The organism is Jutongia sp. SJQ-6, assembly GCF_054161275.1.
Map to the genome: position 1 here is coordinate 2799343 of NZ_CP195314.1, position 13142 is coordinate 2812484.

Annotated in this window: 10 protein-coding genes; 7 read left to right on the plus strand and 3 right to left on the minus strand. The window is 40.6% G+C overall.

Annotated features, from left to right (window positions below; all coding sequences use genetic code 11):
• The first annotated feature begins 143 nt into the window (after positions 1-143).
• Positions 144-1238 (plus strand): leucine-rich repeat domain-containing protein, encoded by a 1095-nt coding sequence (locus ACSAJE_RS12615; protein WP_458009275.1) that lies wholly within the window; start codon positions 144-146, stop codon positions 1236-1238.
• A gap of 206 nt (positions 1239-1444) precedes the next feature.
• On the opposite strand, the gene ACSAJE_RS12620 is transcribed toward ACSAJE_RS12615, so the two are convergent.
• Positions 1445-2845, minus strand: a complete 1401-nt coding sequence (locus ACSAJE_RS12620; protein ID WP_458009276.1) for an RsmF rRNA methyltransferase first C-terminal domain-containing protein — start codon at positions 2843-2845, stop codon at positions 1445-1447.
• Positions 2846-2861: 16 nt separating this feature from the next.
• On the minus strand, positions 2862-3503 hold the full coding sequence (locus ACSAJE_RS12625) for a DUF4867 family protein (RefSeq protein WP_118691394.1): 642 nt from the start codon (positions 3501-3503) through the stop codon (positions 2862-2864).
• Positions 3504-3758: 255 nt separating this feature from the next.
• On the opposite strand from ACSAJE_RS12625, the gene ACSAJE_RS12630 reads away from it, so the two are divergent.
• The 6 genes from ACSAJE_RS12630 to ACSAJE_RS12655 all read left to right on the plus strand — a co-directional run bounded on the left by ACSAJE_RS12630 (position 3759) and on the right by ACSAJE_RS12655 (position 11306).
• On the plus strand, positions 3759-4559 hold the full coding sequence (locus tag ACSAJE_RS12630; RefSeq protein ID WP_444156893.1) for a nitrilase-related carbon-nitrogen hydrolase: 801 nt from the start codon (positions 3759-3761) through the stop codon (positions 4557-4559).
• Positions 4560-4581: 22 nt separating this feature from the next.
• Positions 4582-6738 carry a hypothetical protein gene (locus tag ACSAJE_RS12635; RefSeq protein ID WP_458009277.1) on the plus strand — a complete coding sequence of 719 codons (2157 nt, stop codon included), beginning with the start codon at positions 4582-4584 and terminating at the stop codon, positions 6736-6738.
• A gap of 65 nt (positions 6739-6803) precedes the next feature.
• A complete protein-coding gene (locus ACSAJE_RS12640) occupies positions 6804-8456 on the plus strand; it encodes a putative manganese-dependent inorganic diphosphatase (RefSeq protein ID WP_458009278.1) in 1653 nt (550 codons plus the stop codon).
• A gap of 72 nt (positions 8457-8528) precedes the next feature.
• A complete protein-coding gene (locus ACSAJE_RS12645; protein WP_022024915.1) occupies positions 8529-9257 on the plus strand; it encodes a LytR/AlgR family response regulator transcription factor in 729 nt (242 codons plus the stop codon).
• A gap of 177 nt (positions 9258-9434) precedes the next feature.
• The gene (locus tag ACSAJE_RS12650; RefSeq protein WP_458009279.1) at positions 9435-10412 is read left to right on the plus strand and encodes a S8 family serine peptidase; all 978 of its coding nucleotides are present in this window, start codon (positions 9435-9437) and stop codon (positions 10410-10412) included.
• Positions 10413-10424: 12 nt separating this feature from the next.
• The gene (locus ACSAJE_RS12655) at positions 10425-11306 is read left to right on the plus strand and encodes a hypothetical protein (protein ID WP_458009280.1); all 882 of its coding nucleotides are present in this window, start codon (positions 10425-10427) and stop codon (positions 11304-11306) included.
• Between the two features lie 493 nt (positions 11307-11799).
• Here ACSAJE_RS12655 and ACSAJE_RS12660 read toward each other — a convergent pair whose 3' ends face one another.
• Positions 11800-13113, minus strand: coding sequence for an IS30 family transposase (locus ACSAJE_RS12660; RefSeq protein ID WP_458009246.1), 1314 nt, complete (start codon positions 13111-13113; stop codon positions 11800-11802).
• Positions 13114-13142 lie beyond the last annotated feature (29 nt).

Below are 13142 nucleotides of genomic sequence, written 5' to 3' on the forward strand. Positions count from 1 at the left end.
AAAAGAGACGAGTAAGAGCATTACGGAAATCATGAACAGTGATTCTGCCAAAGGTGCAGTCATTGATCATACTTAGGATACAGAAATAAAATCAGTTATTATAATGCACAGAGTGACTGTGCGGGAAAGGATGGGTGATCACTATGAAAATCAGATATTGTGTGAGTTTGTTGTTGCTGTGTGCCGCAACAATATTTTCGAAGTCGACAACAGTAAAAGCAGAGGATAAGTATTATAAGTTTTTGGAAAAATATTTTACCATTGAAGAGAAGTATAAATCAAAATGGGGACAACAGGATGGATTTACGTATCTTTGTGAAAAAAAAGATAATACCGTCACCATTGTTGGAATACCTATGGATAAAAAGAAGGTAGTTGTACCCGCCAAAATCAATGGGAAAAAGGTGGTAAAGATTTCTATTATGCCGGCGTTTGATTGGGCAGCGAATGAGGAATACCGCAACGAATTTTACGGAGAACATGAGGATGTCCCGATCCCAAAGGTGGAATACTTGAGTATTCCAAAGACAGTTAAGGTTATAGACTGTTATGAAGGGGGATGGCTGAACGAGGGGTATTGTAAGGGAATGCAGTCATTTCTACAGAATCTGAAGAAATTTAATGTGGCATCCGGTAACAAGTGGTATAGGTCATACAAGGGAGTGTTGTATACTAAAAATGGAAAGAAATTAATTACTGTACCAAGAAAGTATACGGCAAAAACGGTCAAAGTAAAAAAGGGAACAACAAAGATAGCAGATTCCGCTTTTTCCTTCTGCACCAACATTAAAAAGGTGATCCTGCCGGATACGGTAAAGGTGATTGAACAGAATGCGTTTGTGCGCTGTTCGTTGAATTATATTAGGATGCCTAGAAGACTGAAGATATTGGAGGTGACAGCATTTCGTAGCTCTGCGTTGAAGAAGATAACCGTATATGGAAAAGTGGAACTGAATGAAACATTTACAGGTTGCAAAAAGTTAAAGACAGTAGTGCTAAAGGAAGGTGTCAAGAAACTTGGGGAATATGTGTTTACTAATTGCCCGAAACTGAGAAGTGTGACGGTTCCTAAAGGCATAAAAAATCTTTGGTTGTACATTGACAGCATATTTTATTATCGGGGATTAAAGTGCAATCTTTCCAACATTACCATAAAAACACCAAAGAACTCAGAAATGTATAAGGAACGAAAATTTTTAAAGAAACGATACAAGATAAAAGTGAAAGTCATCAAGTAGCATTTGCGATAAGTGCTAATAGCGAACAAATTACAGAGCAAAACCAGCGTTTTGCTCTGTTTTTGACTTTATAGGAAACTTCTCGTTTCCTATAAAGCAAAAAACGCTCCGCGAGGATGCGCATCTCGCGGAGAAGAAGTTAGCTGCAAACAGCACCGCTCGAGCGCGAAAGAGTCGCAAGCGACTCTTTGTTCTGTGGAGCTTCTTTAATATTGTGTTCGCAACCCTTTTGGATAATGATTTTTCAGTATGCCTTTTGTGGCTTTGGCAAACCCTAATGGAAATCCCTGATAGCACACAAGCATCCATCCCTGCAATGAGGTAGAGGTCATCAGCGTCTCTCCGTGCAGATACCTTGCAGCTTCTTCCTCTGTAGTTTCATAAGAAAGCATAGAATCTGAACATAATGCTTTGGCAAGCGCATACGATGGTTCGAAACGATTTTTCTTAAGGGTTCCCAAGTGTAGTCCCGGACGAATTACTTTGAGTCCCTTTAGAGATGGAGTCTCCGCTGGGAGCGCATAGAGTTCATCTCCAAAAACAGTAAGGGAGTCCATTGCAATATCTAGGGGTTCATTTGTAAAAACTTGTTTTGCAAAGTCCGTAAAATAGGACAGATCAAAAGTGCTTTTTGACGCTTTTTTCGAATTTTTTTTGGCTCGTTTTTGACGTGTGTCGATCGGATCAGAAGTATCCAATGCTGTGTGTGGATCGCCCTGCCCCTTGCGCAGACGCACAGCGAAGTGCCCTTCACCAGAGATCAGATGGGGATATAAACGCATGGCACCTGCAATGGTGCCATCTTTAATGCCACAGTCTGTCGGAAGAAAATCTTCCCACGGTTCGATAAAATATTCGTCATGTTTATCCAAAAAGTCGGACACTTGTTCTTCATCCTCCTGCGGCGCAAATGTACAGGTAGAATACACCAAGACACCGCCGGGTTTTAACATGGCATCGGCATAAGCTAAGATCATTTCCTGACGTTCTTTGCAAAGTGTGACATTTTCTGGTGACCATTCAGAAATGGCACCGGCATCTTTGCGGAACATCCCCTCCCCGGAACAGGGAGCATCCACTACGATACGATCAAAAAAGAGCGGAAAATGCGAGGCAATACGTTCCGGTGATTCGTTACAGACCAGTGCATTGGTAGTGCCCATTCGTTCTACATTTTGAGATAGGATCTTCGCTCTGCCGGGAATGATCTCATTGGAAACGAGCAGTCCCTGCCCCTGCATACGGGCAGCAATCCCGGTACTTTTGCCGCCGGGAGCCGCGCAGAGATCGAGAATACGCTCGCCCGGCATCGGATCTAGCAATGTGATAACAGACATAGCACTTGGATCTTGAATATAATATGCTCCGGCCTCATGTAATATATGTTTGCCGGGGCGTTCGGCGCTGCTTACATGAAATCCTTCCGGAATCCATGGGACATTCGTCAAGGCAAAAGGAAGGACTGGGATGATCTCATCCACAGTCCCTTTTAAAAGATTTAAGCGAAGTCCATAAGAAGTATCCGCATCATAGGATGCGACAAATGCATCATATTCCGCACCAAGCTGTTTTTTCATACGTGCTAAAAATGCTTCTGGTAAATTCATAGGAGTTTCTCCAAATCTATTTGATCAAATCAGCAATATCGATGTTATCGCCAGTGATTCCAATATGTGCGCCGTCTGCTGCTTCAGCAGTATCTTTATGAGCAAGAAGCCACTTGTTCTGAGCCCACAGAAGATTATCTTCTGCATTCTTAACGGTCAAAGCAGGCTTATCTTCGTTTGTGCCCTTAGGGAGTACGATAACAACACGGAAACCTTCACCAAGCTTGGCACTGCATGGTGCATAATGTAAGGTCGTTGCGTAGAGCTCTACAGCAGTTCCCTTTGGACATAAGAAAGCTTCTGTCTTGGATGAATCAATCTTGCCATCCTGTATATCCTGCTGTCTTGCTACCAATAAGATGACATCATCTGCAGCAATATCGATCTCGCTGTCACGATGATATTCAAAACAATTTAACTTGGTATTTGTTCCATTACAGTAACCAATCTGGATCGGCATACCGCCATAGCAGTTGATCTGAAGATCCTTGTAAGCAGGTGTTGCCTCTAACTCAGCACAGCCCGGAACGTAGATCACAGAATCGGCAGGCTTCTCAGAGCACTTCTCCAAGGTGGCAAGTAGTTCGGCATAATCGTAACCGTCTACGACGCGTCCATATACTTCAAATGCTTTGTCATTTACTGATTGTATGTTCATTTTTTCCTCCATTCTGAAACGTCTCTATACGGAGAGAACATTTCGATAAAATATTGTGATTATTATAGCACACATCTTTTTTTTTGACTATGTATTTATCATGGATCTTCGAACTCTAATATGTTGAGTTGTCAGATTGTTCAAATTTTCCTTGCAAAAACTGTCGCAAATCATATGGAGTTGTGCTATACTGAATAAGATAGTGGGAAGATAGATTCTTAATGAAATGCATCGAGAAAGGTTTGGTGATTACAAATGCGGATAGCACTTGGACAACTGGACATGGTGTGGGAGAATGCAGATGCATCTATAGATAGAGCGGAGACGCTGATCAAGCAGGCAGCGGAAGCCGCGGCAGAATGCATTATATTTCCGGAGATGAGCTTTACCGGAGTCACTCTAAACACGGCAAAAGTGGCAGAAGATCCTAAGGATTCTCGCACAGTGCAGCGAATGAAAGAATTGGCAAAATCTTACAATCTTGCCATTGGCTTTGGATGGGCAGCAAGCCCGGAGGGAGAAGAAAAGCTTGTAACCAATCGCTTTACACTATTGGACAAAGAGGGAACGGTAGTCGGAGAATATAAAAAAATGCATCCGTTTACTTATGGGGGTGAATCGGATTGTTATGCCAAAGGAAATGAAATTGTTACTGTCCCGTTTTTGGGACGGAAGATAGCCCTGTTTATCTGTTATGATCTACGTTTTCCGGAGATCTTTCAGATCGCAGCACGGGAAGCGGATGTTTTGCTGGTGATCGCTAACTGGCCACAGATCAGGCGGGAACATTGGCAGACACTACTGCGGGCACGTGCAATCGAAACACAGTCTTATGTAGTCGGCGTGAATTGCGTGGGAATGCATGATGGCTGTGCGTATTCCGGAGACAGCATGGCAGTAGATTCGATCGGTAATATTTTAGGAATGCTGTCCGGCAGGGAAGGAATTCTTGTTTGTGATCTGGATGACAGAGCGTGGTCATTGCGTCACAAATTCAGCACTAGGGCAGATCGCAGAGAAGATCTGTACCGCACTTATTTTGCTTTAGATAATTAAAGTAAATGACATGGAGGAAGATATGAGACAATATGAAATAGCGATCCGCATTGCACAGGTGCATCATTTAGCGGAAGAAAGAAAATATAAGAAAGCATTGACGGTCATCCAGACGTTAGACATGCGTCAGGTTCGTAATATCAGTGACCTCAAGGTATTTGCGGAGGTGTACACCCGCACAGAGCAGTTTGAGGCGGCGAAGGCAACTTATCTGCGGATTTATAAAAAGTCCAGAACACGCCGTATTTTATATCGTTTGATCTATTTGGCGATACGCACCAATGAACTGGACGATGCAGAAAGCTATTATAAAGAATTTGTACGCATGAATCCAAATAATAGAGATGCTTTGATCTTACGGTACCGCATTGATAAAGCTGCGGGCGTGCCGATCAGTCAGTTGATCGACACATTAAAGAGTCTCAAAGAAGAAGAATACATAGAAGAGTGGGCATATGAGTTAGCGAAACTGTATCAGCAGGCGGGGCGCTACGAGGAATGTGCGGAAGAATGCGAAGATATTAAGTTATGGTTTGGTCAGGGCGAGATCGTAGAACGCGCCAAGCTTTTGCTGGAGCATATTGAAGAGAAAAATCCGCTGCCTTTTATGGATGATAAGGATTTTACGGTTAAGACCGAGAAACCAAATCCGGATGATACCGGATCACTTCCGGCGTTGAATGAATATTTGGAGGCAGGAAATGAACAGGAGATGAAATATCTTAAGAAAGTAGATCCTGCGAAGTTTGAGGAGACGATGGTTAAGACAATATCTGAGGAGGAGCAGGAAAGCGAGTCGGAGATGGACGAACAGTCTGCATCGACAGGGAGTACAGAGAAGTCAGCAGAAGAGGAATCTACAGATATATGGAAACCGGAGACTCCGGTGGAACCGGCTGCGACAGAAGAGGCGCAGAAAATCTTTTCGGATGCTCCGGTAGACGCAGAGTCGGAGAACATTGCAATGGAGACTGCGTCAGAGCCGGCTAAAGAACCACAAGAGCCTAGGGCGTCGCAGACAACGGTTACAGCCCAACCGGCAGACAATAAGTACAGCGCGATCAATCCTGCAGATTTTCCAAGAATTTCACAGTCAGGAACCGGGATCACACAGGACCTTGCGGCAGAAATCTCTGCTATTTATGAGGCGGAGCAAAATGAACAGTTAAAAGAAAAAGCAGTTGCTGTATATCAGGAATTGCCAAATAAAACAAATGAAGTATTTGAGCGTATGACAGAATCATCTGCACAGACACCAACAAAAGAGTATGTTCCACTCTCTTCTCAGAACAAAGAAGTTACAGCAGAAGAGACAGATATGGCGCAGACGAATGTCATTCCGACCGTGGATGTACCGGAAGAACCGATGTTTCAGGAGACAGTGGTTATTCCACCGGAGGCAGAGAGAGAATCTTTACCGGAGCAGTCTGCAGAAGAAAATGTATCCGGCAGTGTAGAACAGCCGGTGAATGACGATGTCGTTGATGCAGCTTTCAACGGACAGACGGAACAGGATGCGGCAATGACTGCCGAGTCAGAAATTAACACATCAGAGGAAACACAAATACCAAACGAAGATGGTGATCCGCTGCCAGAGCAGCAGATTGCTGGCACAGAACAAACAGCGGAGGCGGTATTAATGGACGAATTAGAAAAAGAAGTACAGCAGCAGGACGCAGCGATCAGCCAGTCTTTGACCGGAGAAACGCTGCCGGAAAAGGATTTGCCAACGACACGTGCGTTACATCGTTCTTTTGCCGATATTTTGATTTTGATCGGAGGAGAACTGGATCCATCTCATTTTGTTTTGATGGGGGATGGAGAAGAACGTATTCTTGGAATATCCAAGAAAATAGCAATGGTTATGCGGGAAACCGGATATTTAAGTGCAGGACGTATCGCGCGTATTGATGCAGAACAGTTAAATAGTATGGATCTGATGCAGTTTAAGTCACAGCTTAAAGGCAACTGTCTGTTAGTTACCAGAGCGGCAGATCTGTTATTCCCAACGATCACGAAGATTTTCTCCATTATGGATGAATATTACGGTGACTTTGCAGTGATCTTATCGGATGAGGGAGCGACGTTGGATCAGTTATTCCGTTTTGTTCCGGCGTTGGCAAGAAGATTTAAATATATTATTGATATTTCACAATATACAGAGCAGGACTATCGATAAACAATCGTGGAAGTTAGACTTGACTGGATTTTGAAGTCAGGATATCAGATGCATGGAGGTTAAGTATGGCATATAAATATGAATCCGTGGTGAATGTGATCGGTCATATCAATCCGGATACTGATTCCGTTTGCTCAGCGATTGCATATGCGAATCTGAAGTCGCAGAGTACCGGAGAAAAATATATCCCGAAGAGAGCGGGACAGATCAATGCAGAAACGCAGTTTGTGTTGAAGCATTTTGGTGTGTCGGCACCCGACTATATGGGCGATGTCCGGACACAGGTTATTGATATTGATGTGCAGAGAGTGACTGGTGTTAGTCAGGAAATATCTTTGAAACGTGCATGGGAGTTGATGAAAACAGACACGCTGCAGACACTTCCGATCGTCGATGCTTCCCAAAAGCTGTTGGGGTTGATCACGATTGAAGATATTGCGAAATCCTACATGGATGTGTATGACAGCCGTATCATTTCAAAAGCAGGGACACCATTTCATAATATTGTAGAAACCTTAGATGGCGATATGATACACGGTGATATGGATGAGGAGATTACTTCCGGTAAGTGCCTGATTGCAGCCGCTAACCCGGATCTGATGGAAAGCTATATCGAAAAAGATGATATCGTCATATTGGGAAACCGTTATGAGTCACAGCTTTGTGCCATTGAGATGGGCGCAAAATGTATTATTGTTTGTGATGGTGCATTGGTTTCTTATACGATCAGCCGTCTTGCAGAAAGCAGGGGCTGTTATATTATCAAAACGCCATATGATACGTTTACGGCATCACGTCTGATAAACCAGAGTATCCCAATCCGTTTCTTTATGAAGAGTGAAAATCTGATCACGTTTGGTCTGGGAGAATATTTGGATGATATTCGTGACACGATGGCGAAAAAGAGATACCGGGATTTCCCAATCTTAGATTGGAATGAGAATTATTTTGGTATGATTTCCCGTCGAAGTCTGCTCGGTGCGCGTAAGAAAAAGCTGATCTTAGTAGATCATAATGAGCTGACACAGGCAGTAGATGGCATGGAAGAGGCCGAGATTATCGAGATTATCGATCATCACCGTATTGGAAGTATTGAAACAATGGGACCGGTATTTTTCCGCAATCAGCCGTTAGGCTGTACGGCAACGATCATTTATCAAATGTACCGCGAGTCAGGTGTGGAACTCACAGAGAAGATTGCCGGGTTATTGTGCTCCGCAATCTTGTCCGATACGCTGATTTATCGTTCTCCGACCTGCACAGATACAGACCGCGAGGCGGCAGAGGCGCTGGCAGAGATTGCCGGCATTGATACGGAACAGTATGCGGCAGAAATGTTTGCGGCGGGCAGCAAATTATCTTCGAAATCTCCGGAAGAAATTTTCTATCAGGATTTCAAGAAATTTGTGGCAAATGACCTTGTATTTGGTGTGGGACAGATCACTTCGATGGATCGTCAGGAACTTGTTGCGATCAAGGATAAATTGTTACCATATATGGAAAAGGCGCTTGCTAACCATGAGGTGGAGATGTTGTTCTTTATGCTGACCGATATTTTGCAGGGCACGACAGAGCTATTGTATCATGGCAATGGGGCAAGAGAATTGGCAGTGAAAGCATTTCATCTGCCTGAGGATACGAAGCAGATCATTTTGCAGGATACGGTTTCTCGTAAGAAGCAGATCATACCTGCGATGATGATCGCAGCACAGGAATAAAAGATAAAGCAGGGAGTATAAATATGTGTCCATTCCTTTGGCGGTAGATGAACGGATACATGGAGGATGAGTATGATAAAAATAGCATTATGTGATGACAATGAGGTGGAAAGAAGATTACTTCGCAAAATAGTAACGGCAGTTTTACAGGAACTACATCAGGAAGTGTTGATCGTGGAGTTTTCCTCAGGTGAAAAGTTACAGCGTAATTTTTCAAGAGGAGATTATGACCTGATCTTTTTGGATGTTTTTATGAAAGAGATGGATGGTATTGCTACCGGACGTGCGATTCGTAAAAAAGATGTCAAAGTGGAGATCATATTGGCAACCGGAAGTGATCAATATCTGCGGGAAGGCTATGAACTGCATGCGTTTGCATATCTGATGAAACCCTATGATGTTATGCAGGTACGTGCAACGATATGTGATTACTTTTCGAGAAATCAGGTCAGTACACATGATGAAGATATGGAGTTTTTGCGTTTCAGCGTTCAGCAGAAGAAATTCTGCATTAAACAGAGAGAAATTAGTGTGATAGAGTCGGAGGGGCGCGTGGTATATATTTATCATGGAGATGAAAAATATCGTGCATATCAGCGGCTTAACACGATCGAGCAAAAACTCAATATGAAATATTTTTTGCGCTGTAATCAAAGCTATATTATTAACGTGGAGCAGGTCGATGGCGTCATTGATTACGATTTTCATATGAAAAACGGCATGGTGATCCCGATCCGCAAACGCGATAAAAAAGATATTGTACAAAAATATTATCAGAAAAAAAGTGAACTGAACGATTGACAAAGTGGGAAGTTTCCGTGCAGCAAGCCGGTATTATTCTATATTGCCGTTGTGTGAAGGAAGAAAAAAGATTGACAATGATACGATAATGTGATAATTTATTTAAAGTAAGAAGCTTCTACAATATTATAAGGAGGTTTTTGGTTTTGTAAAAATATGATAAAAAAGATTAGTTATATGATTCGTTTTGTTGTAATAGCTGCGATGATGATTAGTATAAAGTATATTTATAATGGATACTTAATTAACAAAAATAAAGAAGTTCTATGGTATTATGATAGTAATAGTAATTATCATTTGTCACTCGATGAAAAGGATTCAATAAATTCGTCTAAATCTGTAATTATTGCTGTGATTGATTCAGGGGTTGATATATATAATGAAAGTATTTCAGGATATGTATGGAGCAATAAGAGAGAGGTGGAAGATGGAAAAGATGATGATAATAATGGCTATCCAGATGATATAAATGGATGGAATTTTATTGATAACAATTCAGAGGTTTTTGACAAAAATAATCCTCACGGAACATCAATTGCCAGTATCATCTGTTCAAACAGCGAAAGATATTGTAAAGGAAATAAAGCAAATATTCAAATAATGTCTTTGCGGGTTTTAGATGAGGATGGTGAATGCAAAAATGTAGATGCTATAATTAACGCTATAAAGTACGCAGAACAAAATGGGGCAAGTGTTTGTAATATGAGCTTTGATACTTCTTATTATTCGAAAGAGTTAGAAAAAACGATAAACGACTCAAAGATGTTATTTGTTGTGTCAGCTGGCAATAAGGCAACAATAGGATCTAATATTGATAATTGCAAGAATTATCCAGCATGTTTTAACTGTGATAATATAATTACAGTAGGAAGTGCAACAAGAACAGAAAAAACAGAGATAAAATCAAATTTTGGTTCCAAGAATGTTGATATATTAGCACCCGGGAAAAACATCTATTGTTTATCCTATAATGGAAAATATGAAAAGAAGACAGGAACTTCATTTGCAACACCATTTGTAAGCAGTGTTGCTGCAATTAAGTTTAGTTTTCACAAGAATATTTCTGCAAACAAGGTGAAGAGTCTTATTCTTGATGAAGCAATTAAAAAAAAAGAATTAGAAGAGTTTGTTAACAAAGGAGCATTATTAAAATAATGGAGGGATAAAATGAAAAAAAAGGTTAAACAAATAATGTCAACAGCACTTATAATAGCGCTAACTGTTACAATGTTTGGCAACATTAGATTTTGTTATGTTGTTAAGGCAGACACGGCTAAATGTGGAGTTGATGTTGATGATTTATTAGAACAAGCAGAAGATGGCATGTCTGATGAAGAGATGGAAATAATTGAAAATGATGTTGAGGTTTTGGAAACATTTGGCATTACAATGTTAGCTAAAGACATTAACATTGTAAGCGAAGAAAACTCTTTCATATATGAAATTAAATATGCTGGACAACAAAATGAGGTTTCAAATATTGAATATACATCAGAGGGAGTTTCATTTGATTGTGCGCAAGGTGATCTTAAGAATACGGTAGAAATAAAAGAAGACGGAAATGTATATTTGGATGGTTGTAAAGTTGACATTAATGATGATTATGCTGAAAATAATTGTGAATATGTATTTAAAGAAAATGATTCACAAAGATGGTTTCAAAAAAAATGTCCGTATGGAAAAGCTAGTGAATACACAAAGAATGGAGGCTCGAAAAAGTGTGCAGATATTAATTTGAAACATGCGATTAAAGACATTTCGATGAGTGCATTTATTACAATACTATGTACTGCTTTAGGAGCGGGAGCAGTTGCATCATTTTGTGCCAGCGCAGCGTATACATTTATTACAAGTTATAGACCAAGTGCAAAAGGGTTATCTTATAGAGTGAAAAAGAACTATCATAAAAGTTGTGGCTGGCTTTCAGGATCATATATACGTAGGATTAATAAAGAAGTTACTAAATATTCATATACATGGTATACAAAATATAATTATAAAGGTAAGACATGCAAGAATACGGCATATTATATTGTAGAACGTTATTAGAGTATTTTTGGTAATAGACAGATATAAAAATAGAGAGGATTTTGAAGAAAGGCATTAAGATTCTCAGAAAGGAAAAGAATGAGAGCTCTATTAAAATTTGTAAGTTATATTGTGATTTCATTATTAGTTGTTGTATTTGGGGTGTATGTACAAAGCAGATCATCATATAATATGTCAATTGTATATGCATATTGTTTTTATAACATAATAGTGACTATAAAAAATGGTATAGATACAAAGCTAACTTGAAAAAGTAAATTCCAGTGCAGGGGTAAATTCCATCTCACCTTAAAATTACTTGATTTTTTAGAATTTCAGAGAGCTAAATATCTATAAAACTGTTATAATAAAAGTGACTTTTCACAAAACATCTCAATTTCAGACATGGCAAACAAACCTCTGGATATTTTGTGTGTTGGACTAAATTCCACAGGCTGCGTTCGAAAAATGTGAATTGTTAAGTTCCAGTCTGACAGCAGTTTTTTGTGTTAAGTTAGTTATTAAATTGTATCAGCTTAGGCGTCAGATTAACCTCATCGGGTGGAACCGGCCTAAGCTGAAGTGCTTTTAAGATGTCTATACCATAGTTTTCAAAAGCTGCATCATATGGCGTTCGACCACCAAGGATTTCTCTTGGAGTTGAATTTATATGATTTACAATAGTTCTTAAATCCCACTGTGTGAGGTATTCAAAGCTGCTCTTTTTAGGAAGGATCATCCGAAGCATAGTGTGTGCCTGTTCAATACCGCCTTTTTGACCGCTGCGCATAGGGTCGCAGTAGTAGATATTTGACCGCATAATGCCATTAATGCCGTTTTCAAGAGATTCTGGATCTCCAAACTCAGAGCCACGATCTGTAAGAACTGTGTTGAATAAAGTAAAAAAATCCTTCGTGCCAAGCTGGTGTTCTAACTTGTTAAAAACAAGTTTAACGGCTCCTTTGGTACATCTGTTCATAACAAATGCAAGAAACAATTTTTCGCGAGTTAAGAAAAATGTCAGGATGACGCGTTTTGAATCCTGCGATGAGTGAACCGTATCCATTTCGGCGAAGTGATCAAGTCCAAGCGACTGAAAATCAGAAAACATACGTCCTATAAAAACGGATCTGTCCTTGATTTGGGTTTTGTGTACCTTGCGGGGCTTAAATTTTACCTGACGTTTCAGATCAATATTTCTTGCAGAAAGGATACCTTTATCCAAATAGGAATACAGGGTCCTGACCGACATGTCTAGTTCCGGGTGATTTGTTATGATCTGATACGGAGACTGTCCTTGGAAGATCAGCGGTGTAATGACCATATCTTTCTGATGCAGTTCGTGTCTGGTCATGTTTATACCGGCTCTGGATTGCGAGAGACGTTCTTTGTATTTGCGATCAGCAAAAATAGGATCATAGCGGTATTTGTGGGCAATTGTGCAGTGATTGATTGCTTTTGGACATCCGTTGCACACATAAGGTGCTTTATCGAGTCGTCGGCAGCGTTCTTTAACAAAGTCCGGGCATGTCTGATTGCAGGTCGGACAAGAGGTGCATTTGACGCCACAGAGAATGATCTTGCCACATACATTGACTTTTCTACAATGATATCTGTGGATGCAAAAATTATGTGCATTGTTAAAACTACCTTTGTGATACCAGTCGCTGATCCTGTGCAGCCTGATTTCTTTTGAGATCGTTGTTGGATCTTTGCAAAGATATCTGGCAATGCTCTTAAAAGAACAGCCCGAGTTTAAGGATTTTTCAATGTATTTGCGATCTTCAAGGGTAAGGTGTTTTTGATTACCAGGAATGTATTTACTCATGATAGTTCTCCTCCTACTGCTGTCAGAGC

What these genes read in the sequence shown, in the direction of transcription:
- ACSAJE_RS12630 (WP_444156893.1), top strand. Translation starts at nt 3,759, where the DNA reads ATGCGGATAGCACTTGGACAACTGGACATGGTGTGGGAGAATGCAGAT.
- ACSAJE_RS12635 (WP_458009277.1), top strand. Translation starts at nt 4,582, where the DNA reads ATGAGACAATATGAAATAGCGATCCGCATTGCACAGGTGCATCATTTA.
- ACSAJE_RS12640 (WP_458009278.1), top strand. Translation starts at nt 6,804, where the DNA reads ATGGCATATAAATATGAATCCGTGGTGAATGTGATCGGTCATATCAAT.
- ACSAJE_RS12625 (WP_118691394.1), bottom strand. Translation starts at nt 3,503, where the DNA reads ATGAACATACAATCAGTAAATGACAAAGCATTTGAAGTATATGGACGC.
- ACSAJE_RS12615 (WP_458009275.1), top strand. Translation starts at nt 144, where the DNA reads ATGAAAATCAGATATTGTGTGAGTTTGTTGTTGCTGTGTGCCGCAACA.
- ACSAJE_RS12620 (WP_458009276.1), bottom strand. Translation starts at nt 2,845, where the DNA reads ATGAATTTACCAGAAGCATTTTTAGCACGTATGAAAAAACAGCTTGGT.
- ACSAJE_RS12645 (WP_022024915.1), top strand. Translation starts at nt 8,529, where the DNA reads ATGATAAAAATAGCATTATGTGATGACAATGAGGTGGAAAGAAGATTA.
- ACSAJE_RS12650 (WP_458009279.1), top strand. Translation starts at nt 9,435, where the DNA reads ATGATTCGTTTTGTTGTAATAGCTGCGATGATGATTAGTATAAAGTAT.
- ACSAJE_RS12660 (WP_458009246.1), bottom strand. Translation starts at nt 13,113, where the DNA reads ATGAGTAAATACATTCCTGGTAATCAAAAACACCTTACCCTTGAAGAT.
- ACSAJE_RS12655 (WP_458009280.1), top strand. Translation starts at nt 10,425, where the DNA reads ATGAAAAAAAAGGTTAAACAAATAATGTCAACAGCACTTATAATAGCG.